General features: G+C 71.6%; 23 protein-coding genes. 12 read left to right on the top strand and 11 right to left on the bottom strand.

All coding sequences use genetic code 11. The features are described from left to right. Positions 1-94: 94 nt before the first annotated feature. Together OG867_RS13365 and OG867_RS13370 are read right to left on the bottom strand one after the other, a co-directional pair. Complete coding sequence (locus OG867_RS13365) at positions 95-583, bottom strand: DinB family protein (protein WP_406285300.1); 489 nt, start codon at positions 581-583, stop codon at positions 95-97. A gap of 46 nt (positions 584-629) precedes the next feature. Beyond that, entirely contained in the window at positions 630-1496 is an 867-nt protein-coding gene (locus OG867_RS13370) for an NmrA/HSCARG family protein (RefSeq protein ID WP_406285303.1), read from the bottom strand. A gap of 158 nt (positions 1497-1654) precedes the next feature. On the opposite strand from OG867_RS13370, the gene OG867_RS13375 reads away from it, so the two are divergent. Further along, the gene (locus OG867_RS13375) at positions 1655-2284 is read left to right on the top strand and encodes a Type 1 glutamine amidotransferase-like domain-containing protein (RefSeq protein ID WP_406285305.1); all 630 of its coding nucleotides are present in this window, start codon (positions 1655-1657) and stop codon (positions 2282-2284) included. A 68-nt stretch (positions 2285-2352) separates the two neighbouring features. After that, complete coding sequence (locus OG867_RS13380; protein WP_406285307.1) at positions 2353-2907, top strand: AAA family ATPase; 555 nt, start codon at positions 2353-2355, stop codon at positions 2905-2907. Positions 2908-2913: 6 nt separating this feature from the next. On the opposite strand, the gene OG867_RS13385 is transcribed toward OG867_RS13380, so the two are convergent. After that, a complete protein-coding gene (locus OG867_RS13385) occupies positions 2914-3654 on the bottom strand; it encodes a phosphotransferase family protein (protein WP_406285311.1) in 741 nt (246 codons plus the stop codon). A 40-nt stretch (positions 3655-3694) separates the two neighbouring features. Further along, a complete protein-coding gene (locus OG867_RS13390; RefSeq protein WP_406285313.1) occupies positions 3695-4552 on the bottom strand; it encodes an oxidoreductase in 858 nt (285 codons plus the stop codon). A gap of 78 nt (positions 4553-4630) precedes the next feature. On the opposite strand from OG867_RS13390, the gene OG867_RS13395 reads away from it, so the two are divergent. After that, on the top strand, positions 4631-5098 hold the full coding sequence (locus OG867_RS13395) for a hypothetical protein (RefSeq protein ID WP_406285315.1): 468 nt from the start codon (positions 4631-4633) through the stop codon (positions 5096-5098). Next, positions 5095-5709, top strand: a complete 615-nt coding sequence (locus tag OG867_RS13400) for an NIPSNAP family protein (protein ID WP_406285317.1) — start codon at positions 5095-5097, stop codon at positions 5707-5709. The genes OG867_RS13395 and OG867_RS13400 overlap by 4 nt, the downstream gene beginning before the upstream one ends. Here OG867_RS13400 and OG867_RS13405 read toward each other — a convergent pair. Further along, positions 5657-7324 (bottom strand): hypothetical protein, encoded by a 1668-nt coding sequence (locus OG867_RS13405; protein WP_406285319.1) that lies wholly within the window; start codon positions 7322-7324, stop codon positions 5657-5659. The two genes, OG867_RS13400 and OG867_RS13405, sit on opposite strands and share 53 nt — an antisense overlap. A gap of 143 nt (positions 7325-7467) precedes the next feature. Between OG867_RS13405 and OG867_RS13410 the strand changes: the two genes are divergently transcribed. Continuing rightward, positions 7468-8052 carry a hypothetical protein gene (locus OG867_RS13410; RefSeq protein ID WP_406285322.1) on the top strand — a complete coding sequence of 195 codons (585 nt, stop codon included), beginning with the start codon at positions 7468-7470 and terminating at the stop codon, positions 8050-8052. A 37-nt stretch (positions 8053-8089) separates the two neighbouring features. Here OG867_RS13410 and OG867_RS13415 read toward each other — a convergent pair whose 3' ends face one another. After that, a complete protein-coding gene (locus OG867_RS13415) occupies positions 8090-8977 on the bottom strand; it encodes a DMT family transporter (RefSeq protein WP_406285324.1) in 888 nt (295 codons plus the stop codon). A 485-nt stretch (positions 8978-9462) separates the two neighbouring features. Between OG867_RS13415 and OG867_RS13420 the strand changes: the two genes are divergently transcribed. Next, positions 9463-9789 carry a hypothetical protein gene (locus OG867_RS13420; RefSeq protein ID WP_406285326.1) on the top strand — a complete coding sequence of 109 codons (327 nt, stop codon included), beginning with the start codon at positions 9463-9465 and terminating at the stop codon, positions 9787-9789. 43 nt (positions 9790-9832) lie between these two features. Here the strand turns inward: OG867_RS13420 and OG867_RS13425 are convergent, their stop codons facing one another. The 3 genes from OG867_RS13425 to OG867_RS13435 all read right to left on the bottom strand — a co-directional run bounded on the left by OG867_RS13425 (position 9833) and on the right by OG867_RS13435 (position 11305). Then, complete coding sequence (locus OG867_RS13425; protein WP_406285328.1) at positions 9833-10159, bottom strand: hypothetical protein; 327 nt, start codon at positions 10157-10159, stop codon at positions 9833-9835. A gap of 26 nt (positions 10160-10185) precedes the next feature. After that, the gene (locus OG867_RS13430) at positions 10186-10635 is read right to left on the bottom strand and encodes a prevent-host-death protein (protein ID WP_406285331.1); all 450 of its coding nucleotides are present in this window, start codon (positions 10633-10635) and stop codon (positions 10186-10188) included. Positions 10636-10717: 82 nt separating this feature from the next. Beyond that, the gene (locus tag OG867_RS13435) at positions 10718-11305 is read right to left on the bottom strand and encodes a CGNR zinc finger domain-containing protein (protein WP_406285333.1); all 588 of its coding nucleotides are present in this window, start codon (positions 11303-11305) and stop codon (positions 10718-10720) included. A gap of 111 nt (positions 11306-11416) precedes the next feature. Between OG867_RS13435 and OG867_RS13440 the strand changes: the two genes are divergently transcribed. The 3 genes from OG867_RS13440 (at position 11417) to OG867_RS13450 (ending at position 13573) form a co-directional block, all read left to right on the top strand. Beyond that, positions 11417-12157, top strand: coding sequence for a metallophosphoesterase (locus OG867_RS13440; protein ID WP_406290942.1), 741 nt, complete (start codon positions 11417-11419; stop codon positions 12155-12157). 5 nt (positions 12158-12162) lie between these two features. Then, entirely contained in the window at positions 12163-12783 is a 621-nt protein-coding gene (locus OG867_RS13445) for a LysE family translocator (RefSeq protein ID WP_406285335.1), read from the top strand. A gap of 178 nt (positions 12784-12961) precedes the next feature. Then, complete coding sequence (locus OG867_RS13450; RefSeq protein WP_406285338.1) at positions 12962-13573, top strand: hypothetical protein; 612 nt, start codon at positions 12962-12964, stop codon at positions 13571-13573. A 235-nt stretch (positions 13574-13808) separates the two neighbouring features. On the opposite strand, the gene OG867_RS13455 is transcribed toward OG867_RS13450, so the two are convergent. After that, positions 13809-14003, bottom strand: a complete 195-nt coding sequence (locus OG867_RS13455; RefSeq protein WP_406285340.1) for a DUF397 domain-containing protein — start codon at positions 14001-14003, stop codon at positions 13809-13811. After that, a complete protein-coding gene (locus OG867_RS13460) occupies positions 13990-14877 on the bottom strand; it encodes a helix-turn-helix transcriptional regulator (protein ID WP_026171306.1) in 888 nt (295 codons plus the stop codon). The genes OG867_RS13455 and OG867_RS13460 overlap by 14 nt, the downstream gene beginning before the upstream one ends. Positions 14878-15133: 256 nt before the next feature. Here OG867_RS13460 and OG867_RS13465 point away from each other — a divergent pair, with 256 nt between their 5' ends. The 3 genes from OG867_RS13465 to OG867_RS13475 are packed head-to-tail and all read left to right on the top strand — an operon-like array spanning position 15134 to position 17319. Continuing rightward, on the top strand, positions 15134-15595 hold the full coding sequence (locus OG867_RS13465; protein WP_406285342.1) for an ATP-binding protein: 462 nt from the start codon (positions 15134-15136) through the stop codon (positions 15593-15595). 35 nt (positions 15596-15630) lie between these two features. Next, entirely contained in the window at positions 15631-16170 is a 540-nt protein-coding gene (locus OG867_RS13470; RefSeq protein WP_328901563.1) for a CYTH domain-containing protein, read from the top strand. A gap of 33 nt (positions 16171-16203) precedes the next feature. Then, the gene (locus OG867_RS13475) at positions 16204-17319 is read left to right on the top strand and encodes a radical SAM protein (protein WP_406285345.1); all 1116 of its coding nucleotides are present in this window, start codon (positions 16204-16206) and stop codon (positions 17317-17319) included. Positions 17320-17367: the final 48 nt, after the last annotated feature.

Genomic DNA, 17367 nt, shown 5'->3' on the forward strand with positions numbered 1-17367 from the left:
TCTCTGCCGGCGGTCGCGTCGAGCGTGGCAGCGGGACCGGGAACAATCAAGCGCGCTTGCATGATTTCGCGGACCCGGCGGTGCGGCGTGATGCTCAGCGCGGCCCCAGACCCGTACACCCGTCGAGGAGTTCGCGGACGATGTCCAGATGACCGGCGTGCCGCGCGGTCTCCTCGATCATGTGCAGGATGACCCCCCGCAGATCGGCTATCTCCTCGCCCACGGGCTCGGGGTGGCGGCGGCTCGGGGGCGCCGTCAGCGCGGTCCGGGCGATCACCTCGTCGGAGTGCCGGCACTGCTCCTCGTAGAAGGCGAACACCACCTCGGGAGAGCGCGGGGTCGTCAGCGGCGGGTGGTCGTCGTCCCACGGCAACGGCTCCGCCGCCCCGGCGACCACCTCCTGGAACCAGTGCCGCTCCGCATGCCCCAGGTGCTCCACGAGCCCGAGCGGGGTCCAGCCCGAGGGCAGGTCAGACGTGGTCAGGGCGTGGGCGTCGAGGCCGTCGACAACGGCCTTCACGCTCGCGCGCTGGGCCGCCAGGAACGCCGTCAGCGTCTTCTTCTCCATACCGTCCGAGTCCATGGGTGCAGGGTGACAGCCGCCACTGACAGCGGGCCCCGCCCCACCGTCACGCCGACGGCGCGCTCCAGTGCTCGGCGACCCAGCTCTCCAGGGTGACCGGCGCGGGCAGCGCGCGGCGCAGGTCGGCCACCTCGGCCCGGAAGCCCACCTCGTTGAACCAGGCGAACATCGCGCCCATCTCCTCGCTGTGCGCCCGATGTTGCTCGACGGGCATCGAAACGAAGCGCACCGGCCGCCCGGCGGCACGGGCGAACACCTCGGCGATCTGCGGCCCGGTGAGCACGTCGCCGGCCATCTCCACGATGCGGCCGAGGTAGTCGGCCGGGTCGGCGAAGGCGGCGGCCGCGAGGGCGCCGATGTCGTCAGGGCTGACCATCTGGAGCCGGGTGTCCGCATCGAGCGCCAGGGTGAGCGTCAGCTCGTCGCCGTCCCCTCGCGGGCCCAGGCCCTCGAAGTTGGAGAGGAAGAACGTCGGCCGCAGCACGGTCGCGGGCAGCCCCAGGGCCTCGATGTGCCGCTCGATCTCACCCTTGCTCGCGAAGTGCCGTACGTCGCGGGGCCGCTCGGCACCGTCGACGGAGCTGTAGACGAGGTGCGCGACCCCCGCCCGGGCGGCGGCGTCGGCGACCGCCTTGCCCTGCCTGATCTCCCCGTCGAAACCGTCCGGCCCGGCGAAGGTCTGCACGCTGAACACCCCGTACGCACCCGCCAGGGCCGCGTCCAGGGAACGGGCGTCGTCCAGGTCCCCGCGTACGAGCACCGCGCCCGCCTCCTTCAGCGCGAGCGCGCCATACGCGTCCGGATCACGCACCAGCGCCCGTACGCCCCAGCCACTGTCCAGCAGCGCCCGGGCGACGGCCCCGCCCTGCTTGCCCGTCGCACCGGCGACCAGGATGACTCGGTTGTCGGACATGGGTGTTCCTCCCGCGTAAGAGGTCCGCCCTCGGTGCGGCGGACCGGCATACCCGGACGATGAACCCTCAAGCACGCTTGAGGTCAAGGCGGGATCCTGGGCCGCCCGTACGATGCCCGGAAGCGCCCCTGCTCAGCCCCGCCCCCTCGGAGACCGACGTGCGACTTCTGCTCAGCTCCTGGTACCTGAAGCCGGGCACCGACCGCCCCGCGGTGCTGCCGCCGCCGACCGGTACCGCCCGCGCGGGCATCGTGCTCAACGCGCTGGACGCGTACGGGCCTTCGCGGAACCGGAACCTGCCGCGCGAGATGCGTACCTGGGAGTCCTTCGGGTACGCCTGCGAGGAGCTCGACCTGCGCGACCACTTCTCCGCCCCCGACGGGCTCGCCGCCCGGCTGGCGACGCTCGACCTGGTCTGGGTGCTCGGCGGCAACGCCTTCGTCCTCGCCCGCGCGATGACGCGCTCCCGCTTCGCGGACGCCCTCCGGGAGCAGCGGCACCGCCCCGACTTCGTCTACGGCGGCTTCTCCGCGGGGGCCTGCGTCACCGGCCCGGACCTGCGCGGCATCGACCTCATCGACGACCCGGACGTCCACCCCGACGGCTACCCGGCCGGCATCGAGCCGTCCTGCCTCGGCCTGGTCCCGTTCCGCATCGTCCCGCACTGGCGCTCCGACCACCCCGAAACGGCCGACGCGGAACGAGCCGCCGCCCACCTGACCGAGGCGGGCCTGAGCCACCGCTGCCTCAGCGACGGGGACACCATCGGCATCCCGGCCCTGCCCTGACCCGTCCCCCTCCCCCGGGCCCACCACCGCGTGAGTCACGGGTGAGCCCGTACCCGTACGATGCCGAGATGCGCACCGCCGACCGCCGAGCTCCCGCCGCTCTCCTGATCAACGGCACCGTCGGGGTCGGCAAGACCACCGCCGCCGACGAGGTGGGCGGTCTGCTCGCCGAGGCCGGCGTGCCGCACGCCGTCCTGGACCTGGACTGGCTGCGACGGGCATGGCCCGCGCCTCCGGGCGACCGGTTCAACTTCGCCGTGCTGCTCCGGAACGTGCGCAGCGTGGCGGGGAACTACGTCGACGCGGGCGCGACGCGGCTCGTGCTCGCGGGCGTGATCGAGCAGCGGACCGAGCGGGAGCGACTGGCCGAGGCCGTGGGCGTCGAGCTCACCGCATGCCGACTGCGGGCCGACCTTACGGCCCTCCACCGACGGCTCGCACAACGTCACCAGGGCGAACCCGAGGCGCTGCGCTGGCACCTGGACCGGACCACGGAGCTGGACGGGATCCTCGACCGGGCCGCACTCGACGACTTCACCATCGACACCACGGACACTCCCGCTTCGGACGTCGCCCTTTCCGTGCTCAAGGCGGCGGGCTGGCAGCAGGGCGCCGCGTCCTAGAGCTGTTCACCTCGCGGCCCGCAGCACATCCAGTTCGCACCCCGGCGCCGCCGGGTCGAAGCCGTGCTGGATCAGCCAGCGGTACGCGGTGAGGCTGCGCAGCGACCACCAGGCGCGGACGAGGTCCAGGTCGACGTCGGTGCCGTACCCGGCGACGAGGTCGTCCAGGCGCTCCTCGTGTCCCAGCGTCAGCGTGGCGAGGTCGAACAGCGCGTCGCCGCGCGCCGCCTCGGACCAGTCGATGATGCCGGTGACCTGGTCGTCGTCCCCGGTGAACACATGGGTGATCTGCAAGTCGCCGTGCACGAACACCGGCTCCCACGGCCGCAGCGCCGCCTCGGCGATCCGGCGGTTGCGGGTGACCAGCTCGGCGGGCAGGGCCTCGTGCGCCAGGAGCCAGTCGCACTCCCGCTCCAGCTCGGCCGCCAGGCCGTCCGCGCTCCGGCCGGTCCACGGCGGCAACGGCGCCTCGTGCAGCGTCCGGATCGCGGCCCCCGCCGCCGCCCACGCCGCCGGTGACGCGGACGACGGCTCCCCGAGACGGCCCAGGGCCGTGCCCCGGACGGCGGCGAGCGCCAGCACGGACGGCTTGTGCCACAGCACCTCCGGCGTCGGGACCGGCGCCAGCGCCATCGCCTCGGCCTCGACGGCGATCCGCGCCCGATCGGCGTCCACCTTCAGGAACATGTCCCCGACACGCAGCGTCGTACGTTCGGAATGCGCGACGACGACCTCGACCTCATCCATGCCGCCCAGTCTCCCCGTAGCGCGCCGCCGGCGTCCGCCGTCAGCCCAGGCTCGCCAGGTCCTCGGCGCTCAGCCGCAGTTCGCCCGCCGCGATGTTCTCCTCCAGGTGGGCCGGGGAGCCGGTGCCGGGGATGAGCAGGATGTTGGGCGACCGGGCCAGCAGCCAGGCGAGCGCCACCTGCGGGACGGTGGCACCGTGGCGCTCGGCGACGGCCTCAAGGCGCTCGGCGGTCAGGGGCTGGAAGCCGCCGACCGGGTAGAACGGGACGTACGCGATGCCGGCCGCGGCGCAGGCGTCGACCAGGGGATCGTCGTCGCGGCGCGCGATGTTGTACGCGTTCTGCACGCAGGAGATCGGCGCGAGTTCGCGGGCCCGCGTGAACTGGTCGAGCGACACGTTGGAGATGCCGATGTGCCGGATCAGGCCCTCCTCGCGCAGAGCGAGGAGCGTCTCCAGGGGGCCGTCGAGCGGGGCGTCCTCGTGGCCCCGGTCGCCCATGCGCAGGTTCACCACGTCGAGCCGGTCCAGGCCGAGTGACTTCAGGTTCGCCTCGACCCCGCGTCGCAGGCCGTCCGGTGTGAGGCCGTGCTGTTCGCCGGGCGGGAGCGCGATGTCCGGGCCCTCGACCAGCGCGCCGACCTTGGTGACGATCACCAGGTCGTCCGGGTAGGGGTGCAGCGCGGACCGGATCAGTTCGTTGGCCGAAACGCCCTCGCGCGCGTAGTAGTTCGAGGTGTCGATGTGATTGACGCCCAGCTCCACGGCCCGCCGCAGGACGCCGAGGGCCGCGTCCCGGCCGGGCCGCTCGCCCCGGGGCCATCCCGTCAGCCTCATCGCGCCGTAGCCGACCCGGGCGACCGTCAGGTCCCCGCCCAGTTCCCCTCGTATGGAGTTCATGTCCCCAACGTAGGTCACCGGAACCCGTCACGACCCACTGACGGAAGATGTCAGGGGGCCGCCCCTCATCTCCGCCGCATGAACGGCGTCGACTTCCTGACCGGCACCTGGGACGTGGCCAACCGCCGCCTCACCACCCAGCTCACCCCGGGCCCCGCCACCTGGGCGGAGTTCCCCGCCACCACGGCGGGCCACTCGCTGTTCGGCGGTGCGGGCAACATCGATGAGATCACCTTCCCCACCCTCGGCCACCAGGGCGCGACCCTGCGGCTGTTCGACCGTGAGACGGAGCTGTGGTCGCTCTACTGGTCCGACAGCCGCAATGGCCGGCTGTTCCCACCGGTGACCGGCCGCTTCACGGGCGACCGGGGCGACTTCCACGGCAACGACACCCACGAGGGCCGCCCGGTCCGCGTGCACTTCGTCTGGCATCGGCTCGGCCCGGACGCCGCCCGCTGGGAGCAGGAGTTCTCCGCGGACGGCGGCGCCTCCTGGCAGCTCAACTGGACCATGGACTTCACCCGCACGGGCCGGGCGGCCGCGTGAGCATCGTGGAGTTGCGGCAGTACACCCTCCACCCCGGAGCCCGGGAGACGCTGATCGAGCTGTTCGAGCGCGAGTTCGTGACCGGCCAGGAGGCGACGGGCATCACCGTCGGCGGCCGCTTCCGCGATCTGGGCGACCCGGGCCGCTTCGTCCGGCTGCGCGCGTGCCCCGACATGGCGCACCGCCGCCGCGCGCTGGAGGCGTTCTACGACGGCCAGGTCTGGCGGAGGCACCGCGACGCCGCCAACGCCACGATGGCGGCCGGCGACGACGTCCTGCTGCTCCGCGGCCCGGGCTACGTCCCGCCCCCGGACGCCACAGAAGTACGGGCGACGATCTGCCACCCACCGGACACGGCATCCTTCACCGCGTACGCCACCCGCCACCTGACCCCGTCCCACGCCCCCCACCGCACCGAGCACGCCGAGAACGACTTCCCCCGCCTGCCCATCCGCACCGGCGAGGAGGCCCGCGTCTGGTTCGGCCCGTCCACACCCCCACCGTGGCCGTGCCTCCGGCTTCGCCTGGAGCCCGTGCACCGGACAGGGCGGCCGCCCGCTACCGGCCTTCCAGCTGCAACGGCGGGTTCGGGTCGGTCTCGTCGCTCATGAAGTCCTTCATGCCCTGCCACAGTGACCGGGCCCGGTGCACCGTGACGCCCCGGGCGTCGGCCAGGACCTCGGCGCGCTCGCCGAAGCCGACCGGGAGCGGCGGGAGGCCGAGCGCGGTCAGGGTCCGGATCAGGAGCTCCGACGCCTCGCCCGGGTCGCGCAGCAGCCGCGCGATCTCGCGGGCATCGCCCTGGCCGGCCGCCGCGACGAGCAGTTCCGCGTCCTGGCGCGCGGTCTCCTGCGACGGCGTGGCAGCGGGCCCCGCCCACCGGTGCCGGGCGGCCGTCCGGCCCTTGGCGACGACGGACAGCACGCACGCGTCGTCCCCCTCGCGCCGAGCGACCAGCGTGGTCATCCCGGTGGAGTCGAACGCGGTCTCCGCCACCGCCGCAAGACCGTCGAGCCGCAGCACCGTCGCCCGGCGCCCGCGCTTGCCCGGCGTCTCCTGCGAGGGGGCCGGCTCCATCAGCGTCCACCGCCCGGCCGGGGCGAGCCGGACGGTCGCCCCGCACAGCAGCAGCTCCTGCGAGACGCGCTGCGGTGGGCCGGGCACGTACGCGATCTCGTGGGCCGCCTCCGTCCGCGCGGACTCCGGCAGGGGCACGGCGGGGGCGGGGACGGTGCCGTTACGGGGGATGGAGGCGGCGAGCCCGGCCCGGGCGCCGTCCCGGAAGTGCCGGAACGCCTCCAGGGGGTCGCCCGCGTAGACCCACGGGTGCGCGGTGGCGTACCGCCCGATGGAGCGGTAGACGTCCAGCGATTCGGCCCAGCGTTCGCGTCCGTTCAGCACCCACACCAGGTGGTTGCGGATCAGCCGGGCCGCGTGGTCCTCGGGCGGGCGCGAGGCGGAGTACGCCTGCGCGGTGGCGATGATCGCCTCGACCCCGTCGGGGCCGGGGATGCCCCGTTTCCTCTCCCGCGGCTCGACCTCGGTCAGCGCCACGACCTCCAGGGCGCGCAGAGGTGAGCCCTCCGGCGCGTCGGCGGCGGCGCCGGCCGCGTAGCCGAACATCTCCTCGTGGCTGCCGTGCCACTTGTCGGCGAGGTACTGCACGGCGTGCACATGGGTGGGCAGGTGGTGGGGCGCGCAGGCGAGCGCCTGGCCCAGGCACTCCTCGAAGACGTCGCGCGGAGCCTGGGCGCCGATGCAGTGGGGCAGGGCCGCGGACCACGGCACCGGGTCGCCGGGGCTCGCCGCGACGGCCGCCTCGATGACGGGCAGCGCGTCGTCCAGCAGCGTGCGGAAGGCCCGGTACTGCTCCTCGCTCACGTCCTTGGCCCGCGCGGCCGTGCGGACCGCCCACGCTTCCTCGATACGCCGGAAGGCGTCGACGGCGAGCGCGTCGGGGCCCTCCAACGAGTCGGCCGGCCAGACCCCGCCGCCCACGGCGATCTCGGCGAGCGCGGTGACGACCTCGTGCCGGAGCACCCAGTCACCCTCCGCGCGGGTGGTGGTGAGCAGCGCGCGCACCGGCGCGTACGCCCCCCGGCGGGCGGCGGCCAGCGGCTCGACGGCCCGTGCGTCCGGCGCGTCCACCACGACCGCGTGATCCGGCACCAGCCCGACCCCGGTCGCCTCCAGATTCCACACCATCCGCCCCGCTTTGCCGAACACCCGCGCCCCCTTCGTACACCCGTATGTACCGGTCATGATCCCCGACGCCCCGCGCCCACGACGGCCCGCCCCCGAGTCGTATCCGCCGCTGTCCCGACGTGACCGGCGGGAGCGGTGTCACTGGCGCCCTCTACCGTGCGCCCATGGGATTCTCAGGTCATCTGGTCTTCGCCCGCAGCCAACGCCCCCTGCTGGAGGCGCCTGCATTCGCCGACAGCGCCCCGGAACCGGACGTCGAGGCACACGAGTGGCCGTCCCGCCCGGGCGGCTGGCAGACCCTGCAACTGAAAAACGGCATCTGGGAGTACGAGATGCTGTCCGGCCTGGTCGAGTGGACCGGCGCACCGGCCTGCGTCGCCCATGTCAGCGACAGCAGCATCGCCCTCGTCACCGGCCTGGACACCGAGGGCCACCACTGGCACGCGTGGCTCGACCTGGACAACGCCGCGTCCGCACTCCTCAAGACGCCCGAGGACGTGGACGACGAGAGCGAGTGGTTCAACACCCCGGATTTCGAAGAGGCTTTGGCCCGCAAGCGAGCCGAGCTGGACGCCGAGGTCCCCACCAACGCCAAGCTCGCACTCGCCTGGGCGACGGCGGCCGGCGTCCGCACGACGGCCGAGCAGCACCACATCGAGGAACTGCTGCGCACCCACTCCACCTTCGCGGAGGACCTGTTCGCCGCACTCCTGGACGAACTGGACTTCCCGGAGGCCCCTCGCTCCTGACCGATTGCCGCGAGACCGGCCAGGGCCGCTCGCGGGCTCAGGATGTGTCGCGCGCCAGGACGACGATGGCCGTCAGCAGCAGGACCGACCCGAGTGCCAGGGACGTGCTGATCGGCTCGCCGAGCAGGAAGGCCAGGAAGGCCGCGGTGGCGGGTTCGAGGAGCACGAGCACGGCCGCAGTGGTGCTGCGGACCGTGGTCAGCCCGGAGAAGTACCAGCGGTAGGCGAGCACGGTCGGGACGACACCGAGGAAGATGAGCCAACTGCCGGACACGGCAACGCCTTCAGCACGGGGCCAGGCTCCCTCGGCCAGCGCGAAGGGCACCAGACACAGTGCGCCCGCACTCCACGTGGTCGCGCCTGCGGTCGCGTTCCCGGTGCGGCGGGCGTGCAAGGTAACGGCGCTGTAGCCGACGGCGGAGAGCAGGGCCAGCGCGATACCCACCGCCGGGCGGGGCCCGGAGACCGGGCGCGCGACCAGGAGAAGCAGGCCGAGCAGCGCGATCCCGACCGCGGCAGTGCCGCGTCTGGTCAGCCGTTCGCCCAGAAGGACGTGTGCTCCGACGCTGACCAGGATCGGGCTCGCGCCGAGGGCGACCATGGTGCCGAGGGCGAGACCGGCGTCCTGGACAGCGCCGAAGTAGGCCGTCTGATAAGCCGCCAGCGCGACTCCGGTGAGTACGGCGGCGCGTCGGCATGACGTGGGCCGGAGTTCAGCGGGCCGGAGTTCAGCGGGCCGGCAAAGGCGTGGGGCGGCCAGAACGGCTGCCGCGATGGCGAAGCGCCAGAAGGACACGGCGACGGGGCCGAGGCCGCTGGTGCGGAACAGTTCGTCTGCTGCCGCACCGCCGACGCCCCAGGCGATCGCGGCGGCGGAAACGGAAAGCAGACCACGCCGAAGCGGCGTGAAGGCATGCGTGATCATGTGGTGTGTCTCCACGATGGATGGCCGAAGAAGGTCCGCTTGGCGAGCGGGCGGCATCCATCGCCCCGGCAGCCGTGCCGCCGGGGTCGGGACTGGTCTGCGCGCCGCCCGCTAGCGGACGGGCGGCGGCAGGATCACGAAGCGCATCGGGGGACCCTAGCGTGGCCGCTTCGGCGGGCGGCACTGCTTTTCAGGGGGCCGGGGGCGGGCCACCGGGGCGACCGGGTGGCCTCGGATTCTGTGCGCGCGGACCCAACTCACGGAGCAGATCAAGAACGAGGCGATGCGGCCACAGACCTACCTACCGGCGTCCGTCTGCGCCCTCGGCGCATTCCTCGACCCACGCGCACAGCCGACGCATAAGGCTCAAGTATTGGGGGGTGGGGTCCGCGTCAACCCGCATGTGTGGCGCGTCCGAAGAACACAGTCCTCCGTGGGGAACCCTGCGCTTCGCCAAGGAGGGCACCCGGACGTGGGGGTCGGCAGTGGAGTGCTACTTCTACGACGACGGGGAACTGGCCTACGTTCAAGTCGATGGGCGCAGCGGCCCGCAAGTGACCTGCGAGGGGATCAGGCTCATCGGCCGCGTTCCGTCGCAGCTCGCCCGGGAGATGGAGGAGTACGCAGATCGCCACGGCCTCGGTATCCGGTACAGCCCCACCGGCGACTTCTTCTGCGACGGCTTCCAACTCGAAGTCGGCGCCCAGCGCGCCGGTGACCATGTCGTGTCCTGGGCCCTGTTCTTCGTCGCGGGACCGGACCACTCCGACGCCCGCGACGGCGCACCGAAGACCGCCTGGCACCGCTGGTAGACCGCGCGCCCTCACAGCCTCCGCGCGGCCCGTCGCCGCGCGCCTACTTCGTTTCGTTCGGGTGGCTCGTGTGCACCTGTTCCAGGAACACCGTGCGCCCGTCAACGAAGTACCAGATGCGGGCGGTGCCCTTCGCCGTCGGCTTGTGCTGCCAGCGCTCGTGGGACGCGCTGCCGCGTCGGACCGTGGCGAGCTCGCCCTTCAATCGGTAGTTCGTGGGGGTCGTGGACAGGGGCGTACGGGTGAGGAAGTCCCAGGTCTCCGTCATCTGGTTGCGGATCGTCGCAGCCAGGTCACGCCACCCCCGCTGCGCGTCGGCGGTGGCGAAACGAATCTCGTACTCGGTCTTCCTCGGAGGCCGGGGTACCACGTCCCCCTTCTTCGCGGCGGCCACGGTCAGGGACGCTCCACGGTCTCGTCCTCGTGGAACCACTCCAGGTCGGCGCTGCCGAGCCCTGCGGCCACCGCCGTAGCCGTCTCCTTCCAGGACGTCAGCTCGGCGATCGCCAGATGCGGCTGGTTGGTGGCGAACGACGCACGCGCGGCGTCGACCAGGTCCTGCGCGCACGACTCCCGGTCGGACGGCGACAGCGCGAGCATCCAGGGGAATGCCCTGGCCATGCGCACGGAGAGCGGGCCGCCCTCGTCAAGCGTCACGGTGATGAGCTGCGCGGCGAAGTCCAGCAGCCGGGCGCGGCCCTCGGCCTCGCGCTGGGACATCAGAACCAGCGCCGCGCCGTCACGGCGAGTCACCGTGACGGGGTGATTCTCGGCCTCGGCGAAGACCTCGGCCGAGTGCTTGCTCAGGTCCGAGGAGCGCCGGGTGGTGGCGGAGATCAGGGTCATGCGTCGATTATATTCGGAACGTGTTCGGAAGTCCATTGGGTCATGGCCCCCCGGCAGCACCGCGCCGCTCCCCCCGCAGCCTTCAGGACGGAGCGCCCCCGCCCTCCCCCCGCTGCCGCCGGTAGTGGCGAGCCGCCCGCGCCCGGTTGCCGCAGGACGGCTTGCACCACTCCTGGCGGCCGTGGGTCTTGACGAAGTAGCGCACGCAGCGCGGTGCCGTGCAGGAGCGGAGCTGCGTACGCTGCGGGCCGCTCAGGAAGGTGATCGCGTCGCGGGCCAGAGCCGCGACGAGGCGGACGTGCGGGTCGGCCTCCGCGGTCAGCAGGCTCGCGGTGGGGGTGCCGTCGGCCGGCCAGGCGAGTTGCGGGGCGACCGGCTCCCGCGCGGCGGCCGCGTTGAGGCGGGCCGTCGCCTCCTCGGCGGGCATCAGGCGGTGGGCGTCCGCCGGGCTGGCGGGCGCGGGGCTGACCGCCCGGGCGAACAGGGCGCGGACCGCCTGCCGTAGCTCGATGAGGTCGCGCCTGAGGGGTTCGTCCGCGACGACGTCGGCGGCCGACCGCTCCTGGATCCAGCGCGTCACGCCCTCGACCGTGGCCAGGTCGTCCGCGACACCGCCGTCTCCGTCATGGCGGATCGTGCTCGCCAGTTCCAGCGCCGGCCAACGCTCCACAGGGCGCCCCTTCCTCTTCCGTTCCAACCACTTGAACACACGCCTGCGCACACCCTAAAGTCCCTAACGGAAAAACTGGAAACTACCGTTAGAGGCGACTGCGGCATGACCATGACCCTGCTCGCACAGATCAGCGACCTGCACCTGGACGGCAGTACGCGGGCGACCCGGCGCGCCACCCGCGTCATGGATTACCTGCGCGCCCTCCCCCGCCCCGTCGACGCGCTCCTGGTCACCGGGGACATCGCCGACCACGGCACGGAGGCGGAGTACGAGGAGGCGGCCCGGATCCTGGACGCCCCGTTCCCCGTACTCATGTGCCCCGGCAATCACGACGCGCGCCCGGCGTACCGCAAGGCCCTCCTCGGGGAGGCGCCCGGCGACGGCCCCGTCAACCGGGCCCACCACATCGCCGGGACCGCGATCCTGATGTGCGACGCCACCATCCCCGGCCGTGACGAGGGGCGCCTCGACGCCGAGACGCTGGCCTGGATCGACGCCACGCTGACCGCGCTGCCGCGGGACACCCCCGCGCTGATCGCCTTCCACCAGCCGCCGGTCGAGCTCCACCACCCGCTGCCCGACTCCTGCATGCTCGAAAACCGGGAGGACCTGGCCGGACTGCTCGCCGCGCACCCGCAGGTCGTCGCCGTCCTCACGGGCCACGCCCACACCGCGGCCGCGTCCGCCTTCGCCGGGCGGCCGTTGATCGTCGGACCGGCGGTCACCTGGACGCTGCGGCTGCCCTGGGAGGGCGGCGAACCCGCTGACCTGGACCAGCCGCCCGGCCTCGCGTTCCACGTCCTGTCCGACGACCGGCGCCTGACCACGCACTACCGGACCGTGCTCTGATCCCCGTGGTCCACCCCGTCGCCGTCGCCGGGTTCCTGGTGGCGATCCTCCCCCTGATCGCCACCCCCGGCGCCAGCCTGGCCCTGCTGGTCCAGTACGTCACCGACGGCGGCCGGCGCCGGGCGCTTCCCGTCGTCCTCGGCACGGTCACCGGCCTGTACGTGCACGCCGCGCTCGCCGTGGCCGGCCTGTCGGCCCTGGTCATGCACTCCAGCGTGGCCTTCACGGCGGTCAGGCTCACCGGCGCGGTCTACCTGATCGGCCTGGGCGTGTGGACGTGGCGGCGGAGCGCCGCACCACCCACGACACCGGCCCCCCGCCGCCGCCCGAGGCATACGGACTCCGTCTACGTCCAGGCACTCCTGGCCAACGTCCTCAACCCGAAGGCGGCATCCATCTACCTGACCCTGACCCCCCAGTTCATCGACCCCGACCACCCCCTCGGCGCCCAGATCCTCACCCTGGCCACCGCCCACGCCCTCCTGATCACCCTCTGGCTGACCGCCTGGACATTCCTCCTCCTGCGCGCGACCCACGTCCTCCAGACCCCCCGCTTCAAACGAACGGCCGCCAGGGCCACTTCGGCGATCCTGATCGCCCTGGGGGTCCGGGCGGCGGTGACATAGCCCCGGGCCGGCGCGGGCCACAGACTCCGCCGGATCTCGCGCGGGAGAGGCACCATTACGTGGCCGCCGCACCACCGCCCACCTGCGCCCGCCTCCGTAGAGAGTGAAGCCCACTGTGATTCTGGAGCCAGTCCACCAGGCCGGCGACGCGATCCACCGGGCGCCGTAGGGTGATCGTGTGGACGTATCTGAGGTGTTGCGGGACCAGGATGCGCTGCGAACCGAAGCGGAGGGCGCATATCGGGAGCTCCGGCTGGACGAACTGCTGGCCGGTGTCGGCACTCCGACCATCGTCGGGAGCGCGGCGCTGGGCCTGATGGTCCGTCGGGATCTGGATCTGGATCTGGACGTGGCGTGCGAGCGTCTGGACGATGCCGCCGTGGCGGCTGTCGCCGCGGTCGGTGCTCGGCTTGCGACCCACCCACACGTCCGCCTTGTGACCTTCCGCAATGACTGCGGGGCGTGGAACCGGGAGCCGGACGCCTACCCCGACGGCCTGTACCTCGGCGTGGAGTGTGTCTCGTCCGGGGCCGCCTGGAACCTCGACGTCTGGTTCCTCGACAAGCCCGAACGCCAGCCCTCGACCGCCCACCTCACCACCCTGCGCCCGCGTCTGACGGACGAGAGCCGCGCGGCCATCATCAACATCAAGCGAGCTTGGGCCGACCACCCCGAGTACGGCACGACTGTCAAGAGCTTCGACGTCTACCGCGCGGTCCTCGATGACGGCGTCCGCGATCCCGCACGCTTCGAGACCTGGGTCGGGCAACGGAAGAAGCCGCAGCCCTGAGTACTACGCCCTGCGGCTGCCCGGACTTCAGCAGATGCGGTCCACGGCTGGTGGGTGGCGGACGGTGTGCGCGACGTCGATGAGATCCTGCGCGCAGGTCTCCCTGTCGGACGGCGACACAGGGCACGGCCGCCGACCGCAGTCACGTCAACGCTCCGGCCGGGGTGATCCTCACCCTTCCGGTGGCGATCAACGGTGCAGTGCACCTCGCACGCATGCGCCCCTTCTGCACGTCCTACCGCTCGTCGTCCCCAGCCACGTTCCCGATGAACGCCCGCCACCCACCTGCGGCGCACGTCAGCACCGGCCCCGCCTGCACCTTGCTGTCCCGCACGGCGACCGCCGTACCGAGGTTCGCGACCTCGACGCAGTTTCCATTTCCGTTGCTGTAGCTCGACTTGAACCAAGCAGCGTCGTCAACCCTTTTCATAACTCCCTGCTACCTCACCGATCAGGCGCCGTGACGCCTGCTCATCCAGCGATGCGTTCCAGATGTCATCGAAGGCCGCGTCGTACTGTTGCACCTCCCCCTCCTTGTCCAGATACAGCCCCCCGGTGTACCCGTCCGCGTAGACCGTCGGCGGCTCCGTATCAACCCCGTCGCCAGTCAGCGGGAACCGCAGGATCACGAACGGGCCCGTCACCACTCCGGCGTGCATGCCGGCAGCGAAGGGGGCCACCCTGATGGAGATGTTCTTACGCTCCGATACGTAGATCAGGTGGGCGAGTTGCTGCGCCATCACCTCGCGGCCGCCGATCGGGCGGCGGAGCACCGCTTCGCCGAGCACCGCTCGTAGCACCGGAGGGTCCGTGACGCGGGTCAGCATTGCCTGTCGTTCGATGCGCAGCCGCACGCGTCCGTCGAGATCCGCCTCACCGATGTCACTGATGTGCTTGCGGATGATCTCTCGCGCGTATCCCTCGGTTTGCAGCGGCCCCGGGACGATGTCGCTCTCGTACATCGACAGTGACGACGCCGCCTCTTCCAGACCTACGTAGACGTCGAACCCCTCCGGGATCAGGTCGCCGTACGCGTGCCACCAGCCACGGGCCTTGGTCTCCTTGGCGAGCCCCATCAGCGCCTGCGTGAGATCCGCAGGCGCCCCGTAGACGAGGCACATGGCCTGAACGTCGAGACTCCTTAACGCGGTCTGTCCGGTCTCGATGCGCCACATCTTCGCCTCGGACCACTCCAGCTTCGCCGCCGCCGCGCGCACGGTCAGGCGAGCCCGGTTGCGCAACCCTCGAAGGTTTCGCCCCAGCTGGCGCCGCGGAACGGTCGACCCGGTCGGACCTTCAGCCATCTCAACTCCCCTTACACGCCTCAGTATGAAGGACTTTCGCCCCTCGCGATGAAAGCAGGTTGATGCTCGTTACGCAGTACAAGACATCCGTTCGACGCTTTAACAGCGGTACATCGCTATGAAGTCTTGCACGGGGAATGCATCACTGTGCAGCCTTGAAACCACTCTCCGTGAGCGTCGAGTGGTGAGACAGAGACAGCCATGTCGACGCGCACACCTCACCTGCCGCGTACGGCACTTGCTCCGAGGATCACTCGTGCTCGACTTGCCCCAAGCTGCTCTGAAGCCCACCTGCTGCGCACCCCCCGCCGGCCCGCCGCCCTCCCTGCTGCTCGCCAGCGAGAAGCGATCCGCCGCACACGCACGCGCGTTCGTCCGTGAGTACATCGACCACTACGTCCCCGACGCCTCTACGGAACACACGGACACCGCCGTCCTGGTGGCCAGTGAGCTCGTCACCAACGCCTATCGGTACGGCACCGAGCCGGGTGACCTGATCTCTGTCGTCCTCGACACTGACGGCACCCGGACCCGCATCGAGGTCCACGACCCCGTACGCCGCGCGCCCCGTCACCGGGCGGGGGCCGACGCGTACGACCACGAGCACACGCGCGGGCGTGGCCTGTTCATCCTCGACGCGCTGTGTCCGAAACGGTGGGGAGTCGGTGACCGGCCGCTCGGAAAGTTCGTTTGGGCCGAGGTGCCGTACGCGGTCTGATGCGACCGGCCGACCGAAAGCAAGGAGCGACGACCATGACGAACATCGAGTACGAGGCGAAGGCCCTCGACATCGACATCCGGGACATCACCCGCAGGATCCTCGGCGCGGGCGGCATCGAGGCGACGCCGAGGCGCCTCATGCGGCGTTATGTCTACGACACCATCCCGCCCGTGCCGGGGCGCTGGGTACGCCTGCGCGACACAGGCGACAGCACCACGCTGTGCGTCAAGGAGATCACCACCGACGCGGTCGACGGAACGCGCGAGACCGAGGTGGTGGTGGACGACTTCACCGAGGCGGCGGCGCTGCTCCACCTCGCCGGCCTTGTCCCGCGCGGCTACCAGGAGAACCGCCGCACCTCCTACAGGCTCGGCGCGGTCCGCCTGGAGATCGATGAGTGGCCGCGCATCCCGCCGTACCTGGAGATCGAGGGCGACGACGCAGGACAGGTCTGGGAAGCGGCCGCCGCCCTCGACCTGCCCCCTGACCGGCTCACGTCGCTCAACACGACCAAGGTTTACGCCCTGTACGGCATCGATCTCGATGTCATCGGCGACCTGCGGTTCGAGTAGACCCACGCGACTCACGCGAGAGGGGACACCCCCATGCACGACCTGTCGAACCTGCCGGTCGAAGTGCGGCCGGATCGAACGTTACGCGTCAAGATCATCGACGCCTGTGGACTTGCCTGCTCCTTCTGCCACAACGAGGGCACACCCGTGGCAACCGACAACGCGGATCGCACGGCCGGGGAGTTCACCGGCACGCCCGGTCGTTCCGGCCGTGTCTCCATCTACCTGCGCACCAACGGTGCCGACTTCCTCCCCGCGCGAATCGCCGCCGACGCCGAGTTCGCCCTCGCGCTCGCCGCCGTACGCGGAGCCCTTCCGACCAACGAGGTGCACTTCACCGGCGGTGAGCCCACACTCCACCCGGACCTGCCCGGCCTCGTCTCCATCGCCCGGCGCATGGGCCTCGCGGTGGGCATCACATCGAACGGGGAGGCCGGTGCCGAGGTGCTGCCCGCCGCCGCTGCCGCCGGGCTCGACCGCATCAACCTGTCGGTCTTCGGTACGACGCCCGAGGAGCTGGCCGCCGTCCAAGGGCCCCGCCTCGCGTCCCCGAAGCTGGCCGCACGCAAGCTGGCCGCGCTCGACGCCACGATCGAGACCGCCGTCGCGCACGGGGTGAAGGTGTCGGCGAACATCGTCATCCCGGACCACAGCCACGTCGAGCGCGTGCTCCGCATCATCGAGCGGCACGGGCACTCCGTCGTGGTTCGCATGCTCGTGTCCCTTGAGACGGGTGGCGCGTCCCTCGACGCCATGCAGACCGTCGTGGACCACCTGGGCGCCGTCCCCGTACGCCGTATCGTCACGGCTGGCGCGTCCGACCAACGCGTGCGCTACCACCTCCCGGACGGCCGCACCCTTTACGCCAAGAGCATCCGCCCCGTGCGCCTTCCCGAGACCTGCACCGGGTGCCGCTTCAACAACGACCGGGACTGCCAGGAGGGCTATTACGGCGTCCGGCTGTACCGGGCCACGGACGGACCGTTCATGGTCGGGGTGTGCATTCAGCGCATGGACCTCTGCATGAGCCTCGGCGAGTTCGTGATGAGCCAGCGCTGCCGCGAGGTGGCGGCGTTCCGCGATGACGAGGCCGTGCGCCTTGCAAGGCTGCACTCCGCGACACTGCCGAGAGGAACGGCTGCTGGGTGACGTCCCGTCGTAGCTCTCGCCCAAGAGCTGGAGGAGCACGGAGACCGC

The sequence above is a fragment of the Streptomyces sp. NBC_00209 genome (assembly GCF_045206345.1).
Taxonomy (GTDB): Bacteria; Actinomycetota; Actinomycetes; order Streptomycetales; family Streptomycetaceae; genus Streptomyces.